Raw genomic sequence first — 22,087 nt, forward strand, 5'->3', positions numbered from 1 at the left:
GTTAACTATAATGAAGCTTTTGCTTTTTGTATTCTGCTTATGGTTTCTTCTTTACCAATAAGCGCAATGATATCAAATATATGAGGGCCTTTTAATGAGCCTACAAGGCTTAAACGCAGTGGCTGCATAACTTTACCCATCCCTATGCCATTTTCTTCCATCCAGGCTTTTACAACCGTTTCTACATTGTGAGAAGAGAAATCCAGCGTGTTTTCAAGGACAGTTATTAAATTATCCATCAATTCACTGGTTTCAGGTTTCCAGTTCTTAGCTGCTTTTTCATCATATGATGTTGGAGCTGTAAAGAAAAAGTCTGAAAGGTCCCATAACTCACTTGCAAAAGTAGCACGCTCTTTTACCAGCTTCACAACCTCTGTTAAGAACTCATGCGATTTATTATAACCCTTCTCCATTACTACATGAGACAGTTCTTTTGCTAATACTTCATTATCCTGTTTTCCAAAATACTGGTGGTTGAACCATTTGTTTTTCTCAGGATCAAACTTAGCACCTGCTTTGTGAACTCTTTCAAGATCGAATAACTGAACCAGTTCGTCCAGTGTAAACAATTCCTGATCTGTACCGGGATTCCATCCTAATAAAGCAAGGAAGTTAATAACAGCTTCCGGCAGGTAGCCTTTTTCTCTATAACCGGATGAAATAGTTCCATCTGGGTTTTTCCATTCTAATGGGAATACCGGGAAGCCCAGTTTATCGCCATCTCTTTTAGAAAGCTTACCGTTACCTATAGGTTTTAGTATCAATGGAAGGTGAGCAAACTCTGGTGCATCCCATCCAAAAGCTCTGTATAATAAAGCGTGTAAAGGCATAGAAGGTAACCACTCTTCACCACGTATAACATGGCTCGTTTCCATTAAATGGTCATCAACTATATTAGCCAGGTGATAGGTTGGCATACCATCGCTCTTGAACAATACTTTGTCATCAAGTAAATTGGTTTCAAACTTCACTTCACCACGAATGATATCTTTTAAATGTAATGTTTCGTTTACCGGTGTTTTAAAACGGATAACATACTCTTGGCCATCAGCTATTCTTTTAGCAGCTTCTTCGGCAGAAATTACCAAAGAAGTATCCAGTTTTTCACGGTTGGTATGATTGTAAATAAACGTTTTTCCCTGTGCTTCTTCTTCTTTACGAAGTTCGTCAAGTGCTTCGGCAGTATCAAATGCATAATATGCCCATCCTGTTTCAATAAGAGTAAGCGCATATTCTTTGTACATGCTTTTTCTTTCACTTTGGCGGTATGGGCCAAATTTTCCTTCTTTACCAATACCTTCGTCAAAAGGGATACCACACCAATTAAGCGCTTCAATAATATATTCTTCTGCACCTTCAACATATCTGTTTTGGTCGGTATCTTCAATCCTTAGATAAAATACACCGCCATGTTTTTTGGCAAACAGATAATTAAAGAGGGCTGTCCTTACACCACCTATGTGTAAAGGCCCTGTAGGGCTTGGTGCAAAACGCACACGAACTTGCTTAGACATCGTTACTTAAATTTTAAGCTGCAAAGATACAATTATGAAATTTCCTTCATAGATAATTTGTACCGGTTATTTTATGTTTGATTCAAGTTATTAACAAAACATCCTGTTTTATGCTCATAACCCAGCAGATAAATAGCTTTTTAGCGTTTAATAGTTCGTGGGAATTTGTATTTTTATCGGTTATTAACAATTGTCAGTATTTTGGAAGCAAAAAATGTTATTTATACCAAGCTCGAAGGTTTTATAAAAAAGTACTATACCAACGAATTACTACGTGGAACAATCTTTTTTATAGGACTTGGCCTATTGTATTTTATATTCACAATGTTGGTAGAATATTTCCTGTGGCTGTCGTCAACAGGTCGTACCACTTTGTTTTGGCTTTTTATAGTGGTAGAAGGTTTCCTGCTTTTCAGGTTTATTCTTTTCCCGTTATTCAAACTTTTTAAATTGCAAAAGGGTATAGACTATTCTCAGGCGTCTCATATTATCGGAAAACATTTTTCTGAGATCAACGATAAGCTTACAAACTTTTTGCAATTGTCTTCTCAGGAAGACCAGTCTGAATTGTTGTTAGCATCGATAGAACAAAAAGCTAACAACCTGCAGCCAATTCCTTTTACTAATGCTGTCAATTTTAAAAAGAATTTGAAATACGTTCCTTACGCAGCAGTACCATTATTACTGATCTTGTTTTTTATGATCAGCGGAAATGCATCGGTTCTCACCCAAAGTTTTAATAGGGTAGTGCACTACAGTAAACATTATGCACCACCGGCTCCTTTTGAATTTGTTATCCTTAACAATTCACTAATGGCACAACAGGATACAGATTTTATCCTTGAAGTAAAAACACAGGGAACTGTTGTACCTGAAAATGCAATGATAACTATTGGTAAAGAAAACTATTATTTAGAAAATGTAAAGCCGGGAGTATTCCAGTACCGCTTTGAGAAACCGTCAAAAAATATTGCATTCGAACTTAACGCGAATAACGTAACGTCACCACCTTTTGAATTGAATGTTGTAGCTGTGCCTACCATTGCTAATTTTGAAATGGTGCTTAACTTCCCGTCTTATCTTGGCAAAAAAGCAGAAGTTGTGAAAGGCACGGGCAATGCTATTGTGCCGGAAGGGACTAAAGTTACCTGGAAAGTACAGGCTTTAGCAACTAATGCCATTGAATGGGCTAGTATGGGACAGACTTCTGCCTTCAACAATAGCGAAAATACCTTCTCATTATCTAAAAATATAATGCAGAATACAGAATATCAGATACTTACTTCTAATTCTAAGGTAAAACATCATGAAAAACTGCAATATCAGATATCAACCATCAAAGATCAATACCCAACCATCTCTGTTTCAAATGCACCTGACAGTTTGAAGCTGGAGAGGAGTATAGTTTTGGGTCAGCTGTCTGATGATTATGGATTGACAAAATTACAAATTGTGTATTATCCCCAGGATAATCCTGATGCCGCCAAACGTGGAACACTTCCTGTTAAGCGTGAAGTATACGATCGTTTTTACTATACATTCCCCGATGGTCTATCCTTAAAGGAAGGTGTAAACTATGAATACTATTTTGAGGTATTCGATAATGATGCTGTACATAATTACAAGAGTGCAAAATCATCTGTGTTTTCTCATAGAGAATTAACGCAGGATGAAAAGCAGGATAAAACATTGCAGGAGCAAAACAGTAATATCAATAGTCTTGAAAAATCGATCAAGAATCAGGATAAGCAATTGAGCGAATTGGACAAGCTTCAAAAAATAGGCAAGGAGAAAAATAACATGGATTTTAAAGATCAGAAAAAGATCCAGGATTTTATAAACCGCCAGAAGCAGCAGGATGAAATGATGAAAGAATTCTCTAAAAAACTTGAAGAGAATCTTGATAAATTCAATCCTGAAAAGAAAGATGAATTTAAAGAAGAACTTAAAAAACGTCTTGATAAAAACGAAAAAGAAGCTGAGAAAAACAAAAAACTTCTTGACGAATTAAAAGAGCTTACCAACAAATTACAGAAAGAAGAACTGTTTGAAAAGATAGATGAGTTAAAGAAAAACAGTAAAAACCAGTCTAAGAATTTAGAGCAATTGGTTGAACTTACTAAACGTTTTTATGTAGAAAAGAAAGCAGAACAGATTGCAGATAAACTTCAAAAACTTGGTGATAAAGAAGAGAAGCTTTCTAAGAGTGAAGAGAATTCTGCGGAGAAGCAGGAAGAGATAAATAAAGAATTTGATAAGATGCAGGAAGAGATGCGTGATCTTGAAAAAGAGAATGAAAATCTTAAAAAACCTATGGATCTTCCTACCGATAAAAATGAGGAAAAGGATATCGAGCAGGATATGCAAAAGGCATCTGAAGAATTAAAAAAGCCAGGTAAAGAGAACAAGCAAAAGGCAAAACCCAAACAAAAATCTGCAGCCGATAAGATGAAAAAAATGGGTGGTCAGATGATGGAAATGATGATGCAGGGAGACCAGGAACAAATGGAAGAAGATGTAAAAATGCTTCGCCAGATATTGGATAACCTATTAGCGTTCTCATTCTCTCAGGAAAATGTAATGGGTAAATTCAAGGGCAGCACAACACATTCATCATCGTTTAGTAAAAACCTAAAAATACAGCAAGACCTGAAACAACAGTTCAGGCATGTGGATGATAGTATTTTTGCCATGTCTTTACGTAACCCTAAAATAACCGAAGAGGTAACAGCCGAGGTTGGAAATGTGCATTACTATATGGATAAAGCACTGGTTGATCTTGCGGATAATGTTATTCCAAGAGGGATATCGAACCAGCAGTATGCTATAACATCCTCTAATAAACTTGCCGATTTTTTAAGTGATGCACTTAATAGTATGCAGATGGATTTACAGGGATCTGGTATGGGTAAACCTAAAGACGGTAAGGGTAAAGGAATGCAGCTTCCTGACATTATTAAGAAACAGGAAGGTCTTGCCAAGAAGATGAAGGATGGTAAAGAGAAAGGTAAAGAAGGTGAGGGCGGTCCAGGAGAAGAAGGCAAGCCTAAACCAGGAGGTAAAGAAAAAGGAGGTAAAGGTAAAGACGGACAAGAACCGGGAGGTGAAGAAGAAGGCGATGCAGGTGAGCTTTTAGAAATATATAAAGAACAGCAACAGCTTCGTGAAGCATTACAAAAAGCGTTAGAGAAAGAAGGTATGGGTGGAAACGGACAGAATGCAGCCCGCCAAATGAAGGAGATTGAAAAGCAACTATTGAACAAAGGATTTAAAGGTGATGTTGCCAAGAAGATGGAGAATTTAAAATATGAGTTGCTCAAGCTGGATAAAGCAATCCAGCAGCAGGGAGAAGAGAACAAAAGGCAATCGCAAACAAACACTAAAGAGTTTAATAACAATGCCAATAGTATTCCACCAGCTTTAAAAGAATATTTAAATAGTGTGGAGATTTTAAATAGACAAAGCTTACCTTTGCGCCCAAATTTTAACCAACGGGTGCAAACCTATTTTAGGAAAAATGATTAGTTTTAATTACGAAATTGAGTTTAAGCTTCAGGATGAAGCAAAGCACGAAGAGTGGATATCTGAAGTTATCGATTCTGAGGATAAGAGTGAGGGTGAAGTGAATTACATTTTTTGTGATGATGAATATCTGCACAAGATGAATGTTGAGTTCTTAGACCACGATACACTTACAGATGTTATTAGTTTCGACTATACAATGGGTAGCATTATAAGTGGTGATATATTCATATCTGTAGAAAGAGTTCGTGATAATGCTGCCGATTTTAAAGTGGATTTTGACGATGAATTAAGGCGTGTTATGGCTCATGGGATACTACATTATTGTGGCTATAAAGACAAGACTGAAGAGGATTCGCAATTAATGCGTTCTAAAGAAGATGAGAAGATCTCGCTGTTCCACGTGGAACAGTAGGCTTAAATATCTCTTGATGAATGAAACGTTCCACGTGGAACGTTTCGAAGATTTAAGTCCAAAGTAATAAACGTTCCAAGTGGAACGTACTGCTTGGCGAAATTTTTTTGAATGAATTTTATAAAGGTTCCACGTGGAACAAAGGAGAATAAAAGATGTTTAACGAGGTATATGATGTGGTAGTAGTGGGTGCAGGGCACGCAGGTAGTGAAGCTGCTGCGGCCGCTGCTAATATGGGTTCAAAGACCCTGCTTATTACAATGAGCCTGCAAAACATTGCCCAGATGTCGTGCAACCCAGCGATGGGTGGTATTGCAAAGGGGCAAATTGTACGTGAGATTGATGCTTTGGGTGGATACTCCGGAATCGTGTCAGACAAGACGGCGATCCAGTTCAAGATGCTCAACAAATCAAAAGGTCCCGCAATGTGGAGCCCACGTGTGCAAAGTGACAGAATGCGCTTTGCGGAAGAATGGAGATTGATGCTGGAGCGTACTCCAAATCTTGATTTCTATCAGGAAATGGTTGCCAGTGTTATGATGGAAGATGGAAAAGTAACAGGTGTGAAAACATCATTGGGAATCGAGATTAAAGCAAAATCTGTAGTGCTTACGAATGGTACATTCCTGAATGGACTGATTCATATTGGAGAGAAACAGTTTGGTGGAGGTAGAGCAGGCGAGAGTGCTGCATATGGAATCACCGAAGATTTAGTGCGTGCAGGGTTTACATCAGGAAGAATGAAAACGGGAACGCCGCCACGTGTGGACGGACGCTCGCTGGATTATTCGAAAATGACAGAACAACCAGGTGATGTGAATCCGGATAAGTTTTCATACATGGATATCACGAAGCCGTTGGCAATACAACGTTCATGCTGGATGACATATACTTCGCAGGCAGTTCACGATATTTTGAAAGAAGGTTTCGATCGTTCGCCAATGTTCAACGGCCGTATTAAGAGCCTTGGCCCAAGATACTGTCCATCGATAGAAGATAAGATAAACCGTTTTGCAGACAAAGACCGTCATCAGCTTTTTGTTGAACCGGAAGGATGGGATACTGCAGAAGTATATGTAAACGGATTTTCAACCTCCCTTCCGGAGGATGTTCAGTTTAAAGCATTGCGCTCTGTTGAAGGATTTGAGAATGTAAAATTCTTCCGTCCCGGATATGCTATCGAATACGATTACTTCCCGCCAACACAGTTAAAGCATACGCTCGAGACTAAGCTGGTTGAAGGATTGTATTTTGCAGGACAGATTAATGGAACTACAGGATATGAAGAAGCAGCGTCTCAAGGATTAATGGCGGGTATTAATGCACACTTAAAAGTGCAGGGTAAAGATCCGTTTATATTGAAACGTAATGAAGCATATATTGGAGTGCTTATTGACGACCTTATTACTAAGGGAACAGATGAGCCGTATAGAATGTTTACTTCACGTGCTGAATACAGAACACTGCTTCGTCAGGATAATGCCGACTTTAGATTAACACCACTATCGTACGAAATTGGTTTGGCTAAAGAAGATCGTCTTAGAAGAATGGAAAAGAAGCGTGATCAGAGTGAAGCATTTGTTAATTTCTTTAAAGAGACAAGTGTAACCGTTGCAGAAGCAAATCCAATTCTTGAGGCTAAGGAATCGTCACCGATTGTTCAGCCCGATAAAATGTTTAAAGTATTCTCGCGTCCGCAGCTTGATCTTGAAGACATGCTTAAATTCGAAAAAGTGAAGAACTATGTTGAAGAGCATGGTCTAGATCGTGAGGTTATCGAGCAGGCAGAGATACAGGTTAAATATTCCGGCTATATAGAAAAAGAAAAAGCAAATGCTGATAAGCTTAATAGGCTTGAGGATGTAAAAATTCCGGCAAACTTTGATTATAGCAAGATCAAGTCACTTTCTTTTGAAGCCAGAGAAAAATTAAAAAATATAAAACCGGTAACGATCTCACAGGCGTCCCGCATTAGCGGAGTATCGCCAAGTGATGTATCGGTACTATTAATACATATGGGACGATAATGGCAATGTTTCACGTGGAACGTTTTTTAAAAACCCTTTTTACAAAAGGGTTTTTTGTGTTTTTAGTCGTGATCTTATTTACGGCTTGTATAACACCAAGACATACGGTAGAGATACATGATTATATATTACTGGAGAATGGGAAAGAAATATTAGGAAAAGATAAAGGATTAACCGCCTTTGTTTTTGAAGGAAATAAAACAAAGATTCCGTTTCAGGATTTTATAACCAGTAAATACAAACTGGGTCTTATATACGACATCCAATACTTTATAATGGTAGATGGTCATCGATTAAAAGTGTTTGTGTATGAAAATGCAGAATTGGAAAAATATTTTGACACTTCGCAATTTATGATTACAAATGTGGAAACTGCTGCAAATAGAATAGGATCTTCTGTAGATTTTCTTGGAATCTCTGTTGTAAACGATTCTAATGAAGATTGTCTTGCTCCAGGATCGCTTTACCAGAACATGACTTTGGATTATCTGAAAAAACTAAAATACGAATACAATAATAATTAATGGATTTCTCAAAACATAAGGTTTACCTCAAGGTAAAAGATCATTCGGTATCAGGAGAGCAATTTGAACTTTTAATGGATGAAGAACTGCAATTGCTAAAAACACATCCGCAGCCGGAATTAGAAAATCTTTCGGGTTATTATGAAAGCGACGATTATATTTCGCATACCGATGGAAAACGCTCGTTGTTTGAAAAGCTATACCATACTGTAAAACAAAAAGCACTTCGCGATAAAATAAAACTGGTTGAAGGCTTTAATCCTAAAAAAGGAAAATTACTTGATATTGGCGCAGGAACCGGAGATTTTCTTGTAATGGCTCAAAAGAGCGGATGGGAGATTAAAGGAATTGAACCGAGCACAAAAGCAAAAGGAATTGCCCAGACAAAAGGAGTGCCATTTGCAACTGTTCTTTCTGAATTGGAAGATCATTCGATAGACGTGATCACTATGTGGCACGTGCTTGAACATGTACCGGATGTAGAAGCTCAAATCACAGAACTGAAAAGAATTGTAAAATCAGATGGCACAATTATTATTGCTGTGCCAAATTTCAAATCACACGATGCACAGCACTACGGAATTTTTTGGGCAGCTTATGATGTACCCAGACATTTATGGCATTTCTCTAAAACGTCGATAAAATTACTTTTTGCAAAACAGGGAATGGAGCTCGTAAAAATTCTGCCAATGAAATTTGACAGTTTTTATGTAAGCCTTTTATCTGAAAAATATAAAACCGGGAAGATGAATTTTATAAATGGTTTTTTAATCGGATTATATTCAAATATAAAAGCTACTCGAAATTTCGAATATTCTTCGCATATTTACGTCATAAAAAGGGCTAAAAACGAAATAAATTCAATTTAAAAGCGTTTTAACGCGTGTAATATGTCTTTGGGTGAAGATTTTTTAAAGCTTTCTTATATCGCTTTATTTAAAGCCTCTTTTGATTGAAGATCTTTATACAAATTGAATAACCTATAAAGACTGCTTATATCTTAAAATTTTCTTAGAAAAACACGTTTTTTGGGTACTTGACAACTAATTATTACTTTTACCAAAATTTTTAAAATAAATCTAAATTCAGGAAATGAAAAAATCACTATTGATACTCGGTTTTGCTCTGGCAGTAATTTCATGCAACAAAGAAGCAGGTACATCTGCAGCAGGTTTAAAAACTGCTTATGTAGATACATCTAAACTTGTTCAGGATTACAACGAATTTAAAGAACTGGAATCTCAAAGCAAAACAAAACAGGAAGTGATGGGAAGAGAACTTGAAACTAAAGTGCAGCAGTTTAAACTGGAGGCAGCTAGTTTTCAGGAAGAGGCTAGGGCTAAAGGTCCGCAATGGGCGCAGCTTAAAGGACAGGAGCTTCAAAAAAGAGAGCGTGAGCTTGGTATGATGCAGGAGTCAATGATGAAACAACTTCAGGAAGAATTTGGTACTAAAAACGATACACTTATCAGTAAGATCAAGAAATATGTTAAAGATTACGGTAAGAAAAACGGTTACGATTACATCTACGGTACTGGAGATGTTGTAAGTGTTATGTATGCTAAAGAAGGATATGATATTACAAGTAAAATCCTTAAAGAACTGAACGACAATTATAAAGGATCAGCTAAAAAAGAAGATACAGCTACTGCTGCACCAGCAAAAGAAGAAAAGAAATAATAGTATTTTCTAAATATATAAATGCCTTCCTTAACCGGGAGGCATTTTTTTTTGCAAAAACATTCGGTTAAAAATGATTAATTTTGCGCTTCAATATACGCCAAATGGAAACCCCTTCAATAGCTGCTTCTTTTGCTTTAAAGTTTATAAATCAGACAAATAGGTCTATTTTTCTTACTGGGAAAGCAGGTACAGGTAAAACTACTTTATTAAAAGAGATCATTAGAACTACCCATAAAAATGTGGTGGTGGTTGCACCTACAGGTATTGCTGCCTTAAATGCAGGAGGAGTTACAATCCATTCCATGTTTCACCTTCCGTTTTCAGGTTTTATTCCTCAGTTTGATGAAGCTCCGCAATTCTCTGATACTGTGAAGTTTGAAACAAAAGATACACTTCGCCGTCATTTTAGGATGAGTGCTGACAGACAGCATGTAATTAATAATATGGAGCTTTTGGTTATTGACGAGGTGAGTATGCTTCGTGCCGACTTACTGGATGCTATTGACTTCATGTTGAGAACTGTACGTAAAAAGAATATTCCTTTTGGAGGAGTTCAGGTATTGTTTATTGGCGATTTATTACAGCTACCTCCAGTAGTGCGTAATGAGGAGTGGGAAGTGTTACGTAAATACTACAGAGGAAAATTCTTTTTCCATTCGCATGTGGTTCAGCAAAACCCGCCCTTGTATATTGAGCTCAATAAAATTTACAGACAAACAGACGATGTATTTATTAACGTTCTTAACAATTTGAGGAACAATGTAATAACTACTGATGATGTTAAGATATTAAACGGTTTTGTAGATCCTGATTTTGATTCTACAAAACACAGCGGTTACATAACCCTTACTACACACAACGCTAAGGCTGATGCTATGAATGCAAATTCATTGGAAGGCCTTGACGGAAAACAGTATAGCTTCCATACAGAAATTGTAGGGGATTTCCCAAAAAATATTTATCCGGTTGAAGACGAACTTAAACTTAAAGTGGGTGCTCAGGTAATGTTCATTAAAAACGATCTGTCGCCGGAGAAGAATTATTTTAATGGTAAAATTGGCGTGATCGAGTCGTTATCTACGGATGAGATCATGGTGCATTTCCCGGAAGAAGATACAACGATCGAGGTTGAAAAATACGAATGGAAAAACGTTCGCTATTTTGTAGACGAGCAAACCAAAGAGATAAAAGAAGATGTACTGGGCACCTTTGTGCATTATCCAATAAAATTAGCTTGGGCTATAACGGTTCACAAGAGCCAGGGCTTAACATTCGATAAAGCTGTGCTCGATGTATCGCAGGTTTTTATGCCCGGACAAGCCTATGTTGCTCTTTCGCGTTTACGTTCATTAGAGGGGCTTATTTTGCTTTCTCCGCTACGTATGAACGGTATCTCCAGCGATGCAGATGTAATAGACTATGCCACGGCAAGGGCAGGAGATGACGAACTTGAAAATTCGCTGAAGCGTGAAACCCTTGGGTTTATTTATAATTTCCTGATTAACAGTTTCGAATGGGGCGAACTCGCTACCGAATGGCAAAAGCACAAGATGAGTTACCTGCAGCAAACCGACAAGGCACTTAAAGGGAAACATCGCGAATGGGCACACCGCCAGGAAAATAATATTCATGGACTGATGGATGCTTCTGGAAAATTTGTGGCCCAGCTGCAAAAGATTTTCAGGCAACAGCCGGTTGATATGCAGTTTGTTGCCGAAAGGGTAAATGCGGCCTATAATTATTTTTTCCCGGTTATCGACCGTTTAACAACCGGTGTTCTTGAAAAAATGGAAGAGATAAAACGCCTTAAAAAAGCAAAAGGCTTTTATGAAGAACTGTCTGAAATTGAAGAACTTCAAACCTATTCTTCACTACGGCTTATGAAAGCAAAACTGCTTATGCAAATTGTACTGGCAGAAAAGGAGGTAAGCAGGGAGAATTTGATGTCGAAAGAAATTCAAACCTACAAGGCTAAAAAACTGGAAACTATTCGTGGAATAATGAAACAAAACCCAGTTTCGCTTATGGATGCCGCCGATGAGGAAGATGATTTTGTACCGGAACGCTATACAGTTAAAAAGAAAAAATCGACCGAACCAAAGAAAACTACGCTGGAAGAAACTCACGAACTATGGCTGCAACGCTTATCGATACCAGAAATCGCTGAAAAGAGAAAACTAACAGAGACAACGATTTTAAGCCATTTTGCGGGGCTTATACAGGTAGGTAAGGCTAAGATTGAAGATGTATTGCCGAAAGATAAATTAGAGTCGCTTACAGAGGCTTTTAAAGGCTTTGAGGGTGAATCCCTGAACGGATTGAAAGAAATGTATGGAGAAGCCTTTACATGGGGCGAATTGAGGTTGTACAGAGCAAGCATGAAAAGCTACTAAAAACCGCAGGGTTATAAAAAATAAAAGAGGGCTGAAAGTAAATAACTTCCAGCCCTCTTTGTTTATAAGGATCTTAATAAATGTAAGATTAACTTAACCAGCTTACTAATAGAACAGCCGGGATAAAATAAATAGCGATGGTGCGTGCACCATCATAATCTTTAGCCATACGCTGACCTAACAGCAGGAACAATAAAGTTATGCATGATATGATACCTGCCCAAAGTGCAAACTGAGTTCCCTCGTTTACAATAATTTCGATAATGCCAATTACTGATGCTGCACCGGCTAAAATTTCTAATATCAGGATTAGGAATAAAGAATGAGGCACCATATTTTTAATAGGCGTTTGCGCAAAATGACCGGTAAGCCATCCTACGTTTCCTTTCCAGTCGGCAACCTTATCGTAGCCTGATTGTATGAAAGTTATGGCAAGAAAAAGTAACGTAATTATAATTGCTGGTTGTGTAATCATGGTGGTTATTTTTTATGGATTAATCGGGTTAGTTTTATAGAAAGGTCGGTTAAAATTATCTTGGCATTTCCGTTACGCTCAATGTGATATAGCGCATCGCTGAGTTCTTTAAAAATATCGTTGATGTTGTTACCGTTCACAAAAGGGGCAAAATTTTCGAGCTTGAATTTTTCTACCGTTGGCTCCATGTAAACCAGGTCTTTAGCATTGTAATTTAATAGCAATGCCTGACGGAACATATCGATACAAAAGTTTAAGAATTGTTTTTGTGCCTCTCGGCCAATGCCGGCAATTTGCTCGCTCCAGGCAATAAGATCCTGAATGGCAGCAGCATTACCTTTTGCCCTGAAGGCAGCACGCACCCATTGTACAAACCATTCTTCAAACGGGAGTCCGTCGTCGGTTTTGTGTACTATATGCAGGGCTTTATTATAATTTCCCTGTGCCTGATGTGCCAATTTTAAAGCCGTTTTTTGGTCGATATTCTGGCGGGATACCAATGCATCTACAATAGCTTTTTCGCCCAATGGGCCAAAATTTAAAACCTGGCAGCGGGAAAGTATGGTTTGTAGTATATCGTCCTGACTTTCTGCAATTAAAAGGAATACCGTTTTTTCGGGCGGTTCTTCCAATAGTTTAAGCAGTTTATTGGCTGTTGCCGTATTCATTTTGTCGGCCATCCAGATGATCATCACTTTGTAGCCGCCTTCATAGGCTTTCAGCGAAAGCGATTTTACAATTTCGAGAGCCTCATCTACACCTATCTGCCCTTGTTTGTTTTGGATATCGATCTTTTTGTACCAGTCGAATAAACTTCCGTAAGGTGTTTCTTCAACAAACTCACGCCAGTGCTTTAAAAAGTTGGCGCTTACAGGGTGGTTTTTTACTTCGCTGTTGGAAGCAACCGGGAAAACAAAATGCAAATCGGGGTGCGACAGGTTCCTGAATTTCAGGTTACAGGCGTCATTACCATTGGTATTATCACCATCGGTATTTTTACAAAGTATGTATTGGGCATAGGCAATAGCCAGTGGTAAAGTACCCGATCCTTCGGGGCCAATAAACAATTGTGCGTGCGGAATCCGTGCGGAATCGGCACTTTTTGTTAAATGGCTTTTTATATGATCCTGGCCTAAAATTTCTGAGAAAAGCATGGGGCAAATATAGTTGAAAATTCAGAATAAGAATTAACTGTACTATTGTTCGTAAGTATGTCTCACGGCGAACATTTCAAAACGACAGGGCAATTTTCAAAATGATAGGGTTTGTGTAATTATTTAAAGACCGCCTGTTCCACGATAACCGCTTTTATTTTTTCCGGAGGACTATTTTTTAGAACGATGGCGTTGGTAACATCAGGAATATACAGGCCAAAAATTTCGTCATTTACATGCAGGTTAAATGCATGTTTATAGTGCTCATTCATTCCGCTAATCTCAAATATAAAATTTTCCTGTCCTGAGCTTTTATCGGCAGCATATTCTTCAATAAGCTTTGTAAAAGGTACACCCGACTTATATTTTTTTATAATCGTTTTGTGCAGAGCTTCTATTTTTTCGGGAGATAAATTGCTGTCATTCAACTGAAACATACCGCAACTCTGAATCTCAACTTCTTTTATTCCCTTTATCTTAAAAGCATCATTCCCGGTAATAATTATTTCGCCCGGACTTTTACTGGCGCAGAACGCATAAAATTCTTTATTCCCTTCTTCGTTTTCAAAAAAGGTCAGGGTCATCACTTCATTCAATTTAGCATTGTCAAAAATTTTTTTGGCTTCTTCCGGAGTTAAAATTTTACCCTGAGCATTTATAGTTATGCAATATAAGTAGAGAAATAACGATGCTATTATTTTCATATTAAAAGCTTTACAAAGCTAATATAGTATAAAATGATTATTAATAATCAAAAGACTACTAATAAGATAAGAACGGTTTTTCGATTTGAAATTTTGTTACATAAAAACACCGTTTTACGTAATTTAACACTCAAATAAGTATTTGAAATACATATAGTTGCATTACATTTGAAAATCTTTTTGAACAATTTGTTGGGTATTTATTAACATAAAAACTTATATTTGCCTTTATTCAATAGTCTAAACCATCTAAAATTACTTTAATGAAAACCCTTGCCGATATTAATTTTAAAGATAAAAAAGCTGTAATCCGTGTAGACTTTAACGTGCCTCTTGATGAGAATTTTGCCGTTGTAGATGCTACCCGAATTGAAGCTGCTAAACCAACTATCGATAAAATTTTAAAAGACGGCGGGAGTGTAATTTTAATGTCGCATTTAGGAAGGCCAAAAGGAAAAGAAGAGAAGTATTCGTTAAAGCACATTGTGGCTAAAACATCTGAAATTCTTGGAGTTAAAGTTAAATTTGTTGAAGACTGTATTGGTGCAGAAGTAGAAAAAGCTGCAGCCAATCTACAACCGGGTGAAGTACTGCTTCTTGAAAACCTTCGTTTTTATAAAGAAGAAGAGGCGGGCGATGAAGGTTTTGCTAAAAAGTTGGCTGGACTGGGCGATGTTTATGTTAATGACGCTTTTGGTACGGCACACCGTGCACATGCTTCGACTACTATAATAGCAAATTATTTTCCTGAGAACAAGGTTTTTGGCGAGCTTCTTGCTAAAGAGATAAAAAGCCTTGATAAGGTATTAAAAAATAGTGAAAAGCCGGTTACGGCTGTTTTGGGCGGATCTAAAGTTTCGTCAAAAATCACGGTTATCGAGAATATTCTTGATAAAGTTGATCACCTGATAATTGGTGGAGGGATGACCTTTACTTTTATTAAGGCACTGGGCGGTAAAATAGGCGATTCCATCTGTGAAGACGATAAGCAGGAACTGGCCTTGGAGATTTTGGCAAAAGCCAAAGAAAAAAACGTGCAGATTCACCTGCCGGTAGACGTTATTGCCGCTGATGGCTTTAAGAATGATGCAAACACGAAAGTGGTGGCAGTAAATGAAATTCCTGATGGATGGCAAGGCCTTGATGCCGGACCAAAATCCTTAGAGAATTTTAAAACGGTTATCCTGGAGTCCAAAACCATTTTATGGAACGGCCCACTAGGGGTATTTGAGATGGAAAATTTTGCCAACGGCACCATAGAGTTAGGAAATTTTATTGCGGAGGCTACAGAAAAAGGCGCATTTTCTCTTGTTGGAGGGGGTGACTCAGTATCTGCGGTGAAGCAATTTGGCCTTGAGCCAAAAATGAGTTATGTGTCTACCGGAGGTGGTGCCATGCTCGAAATGCTGGAAGGCAAAACACTACCGGGTATCGCTGCGATATTGGACTAGGAGTGTTAAAGTTTACAATAGAAATTAAAATTTGAAGTTATAACATACTTTGTTACTTTGTAAGACATTGTAATTTAACTGATTAAAAAGTAAATTAGATGAATAAAAAGAAAACACTGTCATTAGTTTTTGCACTCTTTTCTTTTGCGGCTTTTGCCCAGGAGAGTGCCCAAGCGGACATTTCTACCGTTACACCCGAGATTAAATTGTCATATTTAGATTCTATCAAATCTACATTTACCAGGCATAGCGATATGGTTTGTGTAGACAGCCTTTGGTTAAAAGAACTTACAAATCAGGATCTTTTTGAAAACATGCAGGACGACCTTAAAAAGGTAAACCCTGATGTAGATGTTGAGTATGGGCTTTCTACAGATCTTTTAAAAGAAAGATTGGCAAAAATGGACGCTAAATCGCCTTTTAACATTGAGTACAGCAAAGGTTTAGAGAACATTATAAAATCATATTTAAAGAACAGGCCAAAATCGTATGAACGCTTAATGGCAATTTCTGAATATTATTTTCCAATGTTTGAAGAGCGTCTTGCAAAATACAATGTGCCAATCGAAATTAAATACCTTGCCGTTATCGAGTCTGCCCTTAATCCAAGAGCAAAATCAAGAGTAGGAGCAACCGGTCTTTGGCAGTTTATGTACCCTACAGGTAAGCAGTATAACCTTGAAGTGAATAGCTATGTAGACGAAAGAAGCGACCCACTTAAAGCAACCGAAGCTGCATGCCAGTACCTTTCAAGCCTTTACAATATGTTTGGCGACTGGGATCTTGTATTAGCATCTTATAATGCTGGTCCAGGTAATGTTACTAAAGCGATCCGTCGTTCCGGTACTTATAAAAATTACTGGAATATAAGACAAAACCTTCCAAAAGAAACTCAGGCTTATGTGCCTACTTTCCTTGCAACTATGTATATCTACGAATATGCGAAAGAGCACGGAATCAATGCTAAGAAAGCACCTATCACGTATTTTGAAACGGATACCATTATGGTAAAACGCCAAATGTCGTTCAAGCAGGTTGCTCAATTACTAGACGTACCAGTTTCTCAGTTACAACTGCTTAACCCGATCTACAAGCTTGATATCATTCCTTTTACATCTGATAAAGCACATTTCTTAAGGCTTCCTAAAGAGAAGATAGGAATTTTTGTTTCGAATGAAAAATCGATCTATGCTTACATCGATTATGAAGACAGCAAAAGAGAAAGACCTCGTTTTGGTCTTGATAAGCCGGAAACTGCAATTGCATCTTCAAGAAGAGATAGCACATCTTCAAGAGCTTTAGCATCGGCATCGCCTTATAAAAGGGAAAAATCGGTTACTACTAAAACCCATGTGGTTAAAAAAGGAGATAACCTTGGAGAAATTGCTACTAAATATGACGTTAGTCTTGCCGATCTTAGGAAATGGAATAAGATAAAGGGCAATAATATAATGGCCGGTCAAAGAATAAAGATCCAGAAAACTATAACGGTAACTACTCCTGTTAAAGAAGAAGCTATTGCAGCCGTTAAAGAAAAGGAGACTAAAGGAGCTAAAACAGCCTCTGCCAATGCAAAAACGGCGATAGCTATAAATACAGATACTACAGACGACACGGCCACTGCGGAAAACAATGATGATGTAGTCATTGAAACTAAAACAGCTGTTGCTGCTACACCGGCAGCAAAAAGGTCTAGAGAATACAATTACGAACAAGAGCGTATGTACATTGTACAAAAAGGCGATTCATTGTTTAGTATTGCTAAAAAACACCCTGGCGTTACTGTAGAGAACCTTAAGAACTGGAATAAAATTCAAGGAGAAAGCATTCAGCCGGGTATGAAGCTGAAACTTGTAGAGGTTAACTAATTTTTTGAGAAAGGATATCCCAATGAAAAGGATAAAACAAACCATTTTATTTGTTTTTGTTCTTTGTTGTATAGCCTGTAACGGTGATAAGCATGAAGATGCAGACGCTTCTAAAGGCAATATTAATGAAATTTCAATTGTAATAAATGACGTGCTCTGGAATGGCGAGGTAGGCGACAGCCTGCGTAAAAAACTCGCTGCCCCGGTAGACGGGCTTACTCAGGAAGAGCCCCTTTTTACACTCAACCAACTTCACGACAAAACATTTGATGGTTCCCTTAAAAAGGGACGCAATATCATTGTTATCGATAAAGCCGCTAACAATGATTTTGAGTTTAAGCGCAACAGCTTTTGTGCGCCTCAAAATGTTTTTACAATTACCGGAAAATCAATTGATGAAATCCTGGAGCTTATTAATATGCATTCTGATGAAATTATCAGGACGATAAAGCAGACTGAGATTAAAGAAAATCAGGAAAGGCATATTAAAGCCGGACTTGTTAGTGAAGAAAAGTTCAGGAAACAGTACAATATCTCTATTAAAATACCATCGTCTTACAATTATGCCCTGCAGAACAAAGAGTTTTTGTGGCTTAAAAAAGATATTCCCAGCGGCAATGCTAATATTCTTGTTTACAAAGTGCCTTATGATGTAATTGAAGGAAACAAAACAATAGTGAATAACATTATCAGAATGCGCGATTCTATTGGTAGAAAGTACATTCACGGGCAGGAACAGGGAACATTTATGGTAACGGAAGAAGCTTATTCTCCTTACATTTTCATGACCAGTTTTAACGATAAGCCAAGTTTTGAAACCCGTGGTAACTGGGAAATGGAGAACGATTTCATGAACGGGCCATTTCTTAATTATGCCATTAGAGACGATAAGCACAATTGTTATCTTATAATCGAAGGTTTTATCTATAGTCCTTCAGCTCCAAAGAGAGATCTTATCATCGAACTGGAGTCTATAATCAAGTCAGTAAAATTTCTATGACGCCAGTATTCAAAATAAAGCGATTTAACGAGCTTTCTGTATTCGAACTATACCAAATACTGGAATTGCGCAGCGAAGTCTTTGTAGTAGAGCAAAACTGCGTTTATCAGGACATAGATGGTAAAGATCAAATGGCATTGCATCTTTTAGGAACATTTGAGGGCAAAATAGTGGCTTATGTGCGTTTGTTTGCACCGGGCGATTATTTTGATAATGCTTCTATAGGCAGGGTCGTGATAAGTCCTAAATTCCGCGACCGCAAATGGGGTCACAGCCTTATGACAGCTGCGATTGGTGCAATTCAGGACGAATTTAATACTTCAGCCATAACCATATCGGCACAATTGTATCTTAAAAAGTTTTATGAAGGGCATGGTTTTGTACAGGACGGCGATGAATATCTGGAAGACGATATACCACACATAAAAATGCACAAAGAATAGTTTACTGTTCGGTTAATTACCAATTACCACCAGGACAATAATAAAAAAAGCCCCATGAGTTCTAAAAACTTATGGGGCTTTTTTATATATCTGTTGAATCTTATGCTTTAGTGATCATAAGCTCCACTCTTCGGTCATATTCTGTGCCTTTTCCTAATGGAACAGTATTGCCATAACCTTTGTAGGTCATTCGGGTTGGAGTTATTTTTTTAGAAACCAAATACTTGTAAACTGCAAAAGCCCTGTTTTTTGAAAGTTCCCTTTTACGGGTGTCTTTATCGATGGCCTCTTTTTGAAAGGAAGGTGTACAGCATATATGCCCCTGTATTTCAAACTGAATGTTTTTATATTTCATTAAAAACTTAGCCATTTTATCAAGTTCCTGTTTCGATTTTGTGGTAAGCTTACTACTTCCACGCTCAAAAAGTATGTTGTCCAAATAAACGCGATCTCCTGCAATTAAATCCTTTTTAAGAGCACTATATACTCCCGGCTCTAATTTAGGCGGCGGAAGCGGCTTAAAATTCACGGTAACGTCTACCCGGCGGTTTTTAGAGCGGGCTTCGGTTACATTGTCAATATCTTCTTCAAGAAGTATACGGCCCTTGCCCTCTATAGTAACAATGATCTTGTTTTTAATGCCACGCCCCAACAGGGTGTCTCTAATAGTATTTGCCCTGTTTGTAGAAAGCTTAAAGTTATAAGCATCCTTACCTCGGTCGTCACAGTAACCATAGATCTGGATGGTTTCTATACGTGCGGTATCTATAGCTTTAATAAATGCAACCACATTATTACCCTGCTTGTCGTCAAGATTAAATTTATTGACGTCAAAATATACCGAATAAACGGTTTCTTCCTGGGCAATTGATAAATTAGAAACTAAAAATAATAGCAGTATGTAAAGTGATCTTTTCATTAATTTTGAGGCTGGGTTGTATTATTTTCGTCAATCCTTGCCAGATTAATATCTTCAGGCGGATGGATAACTATCGGATATTTTTCAACTTTAATTGAGCTGCTGTCCAAACCAAATGCACGTCCTTCAGACAGGCTGACTTTTTTCAGTACAAAATAGATATCAAGAATAATTCTTTCATACCAAGGTAAATCGTTGTCATAAGAAAGGAATTTTTCTATAATAACAAATTTAAAGTCGCCTATTACATTATTACGGTTAAGCGATTCATATCGGCTGGTAATATCTACTTCGCCACGTTTCACCATATCTTTTACAACGTTCTTGAACATAAGGTTAATTCTTGGAGCTACTCTAAAACCTAAGTAAAAGTCTACCCTTATAACATCATCTTCTATAATATCGCGTACACGGTATTCCATTTTATAAGGTTCATCTACCACATTTACGTGAACAAACCAGTAAATATCGGCACGTTTTGGCCTTTTTTGAAGTATCGAATAAATGATTTTCGATTCTATTTCATCCCCACGGCTTGCATTGGTCATGTACACCAAGTGCGTAGCATATTTAGGGATCGACATGTCATTGCTAAGCTCAGACAGTACGGTTTTATAATTATCGATCTTAGTAAACTCTGTATATTCACTACGGATGCGTTTTGCCGTAAACCATACCGACATTACTAATGCCAGTAATCCGGCAATAATAAGCGATACATAACCACCGTGGTGGAATTTACTCATGTTTGCAATAAGGAATGATATTTCGATGGTGAAATAAACAGCCATTACACCAACGATGAGTATTTTGTTGTAGCGTTTCATGACCATGTAATAACCCAATAACGTTGTTGTCATTAGCATACACAGTACAATGGCAAGACCGTAGGCGGCCTCCATATTACCTGATTCTCTAAAGTGCAGTACAATAAATACACAGCCAATAAACAGTAACCAGTTGATAGACGGTATATAAAGCTGACCTCTTAAGTTTGATGGGAATTTAACTGATACTTTTGGCCAGAAGTTAAGCCTCATAGCCTCACTTATAAGAGTAAATGAACCACTTATTAATGCCTGAGACGCAATAACAGCTGCCGACGTAGCGATAGCGATACCAAATGGCAGGAACCAATCCGGCATTAACAAATAGAACGGGTTACCCGGGTTTGCTGTGCTTCCGCTTAATGTAGATAATGTTTTGCCCGAATGAGCAATAAGATAAGCTCCCTGTCCAAAATAGTTAAGGACAAGCATCGATTTTACAAAAACCCAGCTTATACGAATGTTGCCTCTACCGCAGTGTCCCATGTCGCTGTATAGCGCTTCGGCTCCTGTGGTACATAGAAATACAAAACCAAGTACATAAAAACCTTCGTGGTGTATGCTCAGTAAGTGAATAGCATAATAGGGATTAAGTGCTTCGAATACTGCTACATTATGGAAAACATGTGCAACACCTAATACACCAAGCATACCAAACCATATAAGCATCATTGGGCCAAAAAACTTACCAATAAAGGTACTTCCAAATCGCTGTATAAAGAAAAGACCAAATAATATTCCAATTACTATAGGAACGGTATCCAGTTGCGGCTGGTATTTTTTAAGACCCTCAATAGCAGAGGATACTGAGATTGGAGGCGTTATAATTCCGTCTGCTAAAAGTGCGCTTCCCCCAATAATTGCAGGTACAATGAGCCCTTTTTTCTTGAGGCGTTTTACCAGTGTATAGAGTGAGAAAATTCCACCTTCGCCTTTGTTATCTGCCTTTAATGTTAGGAAGACATATTTTAGGGTGGTTTGTAATGTAAGTGTCCAGAAGATACAGGACAATGCGCCCAGAACTACTTGCTCTTCAATGGGCTGGCTGCCTATTATGGCCTTCATTACGTAAAGGGGAGAGGTACCTATATCCCCGTAAATAATTCCCAAAGTAACGAGCAGTCCGCCCATTGTTACCTTGTTGAGTTGTATGTGATTGGTGCTCACG

The 22,087-nt window shown here is 37.8% G+C and carries 17 protein-coding genes; 11 read left to right on the forward strand and 6 right to left on the reverse strand.

Features of this window, described 5'->3' with window-relative positions; translation table 11 throughout:
• Positions 1-5 precede the first annotated feature (5 nt).
• Complete coding sequence (gltX, locus tag EPI11_RS11110) at positions 6-1,514, reverse strand: glutamate--tRNA ligase (RefSeq protein ID WP_128390041.1); 1,509 nt, start codon at positions 1,512-1,514, stop codon at positions 6-8.
• A 201-nt stretch (positions 1,515-1,715) separates the two neighbouring features.
• Here gltX and EPI11_RS11115 point away from each other — a divergent pair, with 201 nt between their 5' ends.
• The 7 genes from EPI11_RS11115 to EPI11_RS11145 all read left to right on the forward strand — a co-directional run bounded on the left by EPI11_RS11115 (position 1,716) and on the right by EPI11_RS11145 (position 12,078).
• On the forward strand, positions 1,716-5,039 hold the full coding sequence (locus EPI11_RS11115; RefSeq protein ID WP_128390042.1) for a DUF4175 family protein: 3,324 nt from the start codon (positions 1,716-1,718) through the stop codon (positions 5,037-5,039).
• Positions 5,032-5,451 (forward strand): rRNA maturation RNase YbeY, encoded by a 420-nt coding sequence (gene ybeY / locus EPI11_RS11120; protein ID WP_128390043.1) that lies wholly within the window; start codon positions 5,032-5,034, stop codon positions 5,449-5,451. Before EPI11_RS11115 ends, ybeY begins: the two co-directional genes overlap by 8 nt.
• 155 nt (positions 5,452-5,606) lie before the next feature.
• The gene (mnmG, locus tag EPI11_RS11125) at positions 5,607-7,478 is read left to right on the forward strand and encodes a tRNA uridine-5-carboxymethylaminomethyl(34) synthesis enzyme MnmG (protein WP_128390044.1); all 1,872 of its coding nucleotides are present in this window, start codon (positions 5,607-5,609) and stop codon (positions 7,476-7,478) included.
• The gene (locus EPI11_RS11130; protein WP_128390045.1) at positions 7,478-8,002 is read left to right on the forward strand and encodes a hypothetical protein; all 525 of its coding nucleotides are present in this window, start codon (positions 7,478-7,480) and stop codon (positions 8,000-8,002) included. The genes mnmG and EPI11_RS11130 overlap by 1 nt, the downstream gene beginning before the upstream one ends.
• Positions 8,002-8,871: a class I SAM-dependent methyltransferase gene (locus EPI11_RS11135; RefSeq protein ID WP_128390046.1), complete on the forward strand. Its 870-nt coding sequence runs from the start codon at positions 8,002-8,004 to the stop codon at positions 8,869-8,871. The genes EPI11_RS11130 and EPI11_RS11135 overlap by 1 nt, the downstream gene beginning before the upstream one ends.
• Before the next feature lie 223 nt (positions 8,872-9,094).
• A complete protein-coding gene (locus EPI11_RS11140; RefSeq protein WP_128390047.1) occupies positions 9,095-9,682 on the forward strand; it encodes an OmpH family outer membrane protein in 588 nt (195 codons plus the stop codon).
• 104 nt (positions 9,683-9,786) lie between these two features.
• Entirely contained in the window at positions 9,787-12,078 is a 2,292-nt protein-coding gene (locus tag EPI11_RS11145; protein ID WP_128390048.1) for a helix-turn-helix domain-containing protein, read from the forward strand.
• Between the two features lie 88 nt (positions 12,079-12,166).
• Here EPI11_RS11145 and EPI11_RS11150 read toward each other — a convergent pair whose 3' ends face one another.
• From EPI11_RS11150 to EPI11_RS11160, 3 genes are all read right to left on the reverse strand, one after another.
• Positions 12,167-12,553: a DoxX family protein gene (locus EPI11_RS11150; RefSeq protein WP_128390049.1), complete on the reverse strand. Its 387-nt coding sequence runs from the start codon at positions 12,551-12,553 to the stop codon at positions 12,167-12,169.
• Positions 12,554-12,558: 5 nt separating this feature from the next.
• Complete coding sequence (locus tag EPI11_RS11155) at positions 12,559-13,707, reverse strand: DNA polymerase III subunit (RefSeq protein ID WP_128390050.1); 1,149 nt, start codon at positions 13,705-13,707, stop codon at positions 12,559-12,561.
• A gap of 119 nt (positions 13,708-13,826) precedes the next feature.
• Positions 13,827-14,411, reverse strand: coding sequence for a hypothetical protein (locus EPI11_RS11160; protein ID WP_128390051.1), 585 nt, complete (start codon positions 14,409-14,411; stop codon positions 13,827-13,829).
• A 263-nt stretch (positions 14,412-14,674) separates the two neighbouring features.
• Here EPI11_RS11160 and EPI11_RS11165 point away from each other — a divergent pair, with 263 nt between their 5' ends.
• From EPI11_RS11165 to EPI11_RS11180, 4 genes are all read left to right on the forward strand, one after another.
• Positions 14,675-15,862 carry a phosphoglycerate kinase gene (locus EPI11_RS11165; RefSeq protein ID WP_128390052.1) on the forward strand — a complete coding sequence of 396 codons (1,188 nt, stop codon included), beginning with the start codon at positions 14,675-14,677 and terminating at the stop codon, positions 15,860-15,862.
• Positions 15,863-15,960: 98 nt separating this feature from the next.
• Positions 15,961-17,730 carry a lytic transglycosylase domain-containing protein gene (locus EPI11_RS11170; RefSeq protein ID WP_128390053.1) on the forward strand — a complete coding sequence of 590 codons (1,770 nt, stop codon included), beginning with the start codon at positions 15,961-15,963 and terminating at the stop codon, positions 17,728-17,730.
• 22 nt (positions 17,731-17,752) lie between these two features.
• Complete coding sequence (locus EPI11_RS11175; protein WP_128390054.1) at positions 17,753-18,730, forward strand: DUF4837 family protein; 978 nt, start codon at positions 17,753-17,755, stop codon at positions 18,728-18,730.
• Complete coding sequence (locus EPI11_RS11180; protein WP_128390055.1) at positions 18,727-19,173, forward strand: GNAT family N-acetyltransferase; 447 nt, start codon at positions 18,727-18,729, stop codon at positions 19,171-19,173. The genes EPI11_RS11175 and EPI11_RS11180 overlap by 4 nt, the downstream gene beginning before the upstream one ends.
• Positions 19,174-19,273: 100 nt before the next feature.
• Here EPI11_RS11180 and EPI11_RS11185 read toward each other — a convergent pair whose 3' ends face one another.
• Complete coding sequence (locus tag EPI11_RS11185; RefSeq protein WP_128390056.1) at positions 19,274-20,092, reverse strand: OmpA family protein; 819 nt, start codon at positions 20,090-20,092, stop codon at positions 19,274-19,276.
• On the reverse strand, positions 20,092-22,050 hold the full coding sequence (locus tag EPI11_RS11190) for a KUP/HAK/KT family potassium transporter (RefSeq protein WP_128390089.1): 1,959 nt from the start codon (positions 22,048-22,050) through the stop codon (positions 20,092-20,094). The genes EPI11_RS11185 and EPI11_RS11190 overlap by 1 nt, the downstream gene beginning before the upstream one ends.
• Positions 22,051-22,087 lie beyond the last annotated feature (37 nt).

The sequence above is a fragment of the Flavobacterium cerinum genome, from assembly GCF_004028155.1.
GTDB classification, from domain to species: Bacteria; Bacteroidota; Bacteroidia; order Flavobacteriales; family Flavobacteriaceae; genus Flavobacterium; species Flavobacterium cerinum.

Excerpts from the sequence above, each read along its gene's own strand:
- gltX (WP_128390041.1), bottom strand. The coding sequence starts at position 1,514 with ATGTCTAAGCAAGTTCGTGTGCGTTTTGCACCAAGCCCTACAGGGCCT.
- ybeY (WP_128390043.1), top strand. The coding sequence starts at position 5,032 with ATGATTAGTTTTAATTACGAAATTGAGTTTAAGCTTCAGGATGAAGCA.
- mnmG (WP_128390044.1), top strand. The coding sequence starts at position 5,607 with ATGTTTAACGAGGTATATGATGTGGTAGTAGTGGGTGCAGGGCACGCA.
- EPI11_RS11130 (WP_128390045.1), top strand. The coding sequence starts at position 7,478 with ATGGCAATGTTTCACGTGGAACGTTTTTTAAAAACCCTTTTTACAAAA.
- EPI11_RS11135 (WP_128390046.1), top strand. The coding sequence starts at position 8,002 with ATGGATTTCTCAAAACATAAGGTTTACCTCAAGGTAAAAGATCATTCG.
- EPI11_RS11140 (WP_128390047.1), top strand. The coding sequence starts at position 9,095 with ATGAAAAAATCACTATTGATACTCGGTTTTGCTCTGGCAGTAATTTCA.
- EPI11_RS11145 (WP_128390048.1), top strand. The coding sequence starts at position 9,787 with ATGGAAACCCCTTCAATAGCTGCTTCTTTTGCTTTAAAGTTTATAAAT.
- EPI11_RS11150 (WP_128390049.1), bottom strand. The coding sequence starts at position 12,553 with ATGATTACACAACCAGCAATTATAATTACGTTACTTTTTCTTGCCATA.
- EPI11_RS11155 (WP_128390050.1), bottom strand. The coding sequence starts at position 13,707 with ATGCTTTTCTCAGAAATTTTAGGCCAGGATCATATAAAAAGCCATTTA.
- EPI11_RS11160 (WP_128390051.1), bottom strand. The coding sequence starts at position 14,411 with ATGAAAATAATAGCATCGTTATTTCTCTACTTATATTGCATAACTATA.
- EPI11_RS11165 (WP_128390052.1), top strand. The coding sequence starts at position 14,675 with ATGAAAACCCTTGCCGATATTAATTTTAAAGATAAAAAAGCTGTAATC.
- EPI11_RS11170 (WP_128390053.1), top strand. The coding sequence starts at position 15,961 with ATGAATAAAAAGAAAACACTGTCATTAGTTTTTGCACTCTTTTCTTTT.
- EPI11_RS11175 (WP_128390054.1), top strand. The coding sequence starts at position 17,753 with ATGAAAAGGATAAAACAAACCATTTTATTTGTTTTTGTTCTTTGTTGT.
- EPI11_RS11180 (WP_128390055.1), top strand. The coding sequence starts at position 18,727 with ATGACGCCAGTATTCAAAATAAAGCGATTTAACGAGCTTTCTGTATTC.
- EPI11_RS11185 (WP_128390056.1), bottom strand. The coding sequence starts at position 20,092 with ATGAAAAGATCACTTTACATACTGCTATTATTTTTAGTTTCTAATTTA.
- EPI11_RS11190 (WP_128390089.1), bottom strand. The coding sequence starts at position 22,050 with ATGGGCGGACTGCTCGTTACTTTGGGAATTATTTACGGGGATATAGGT.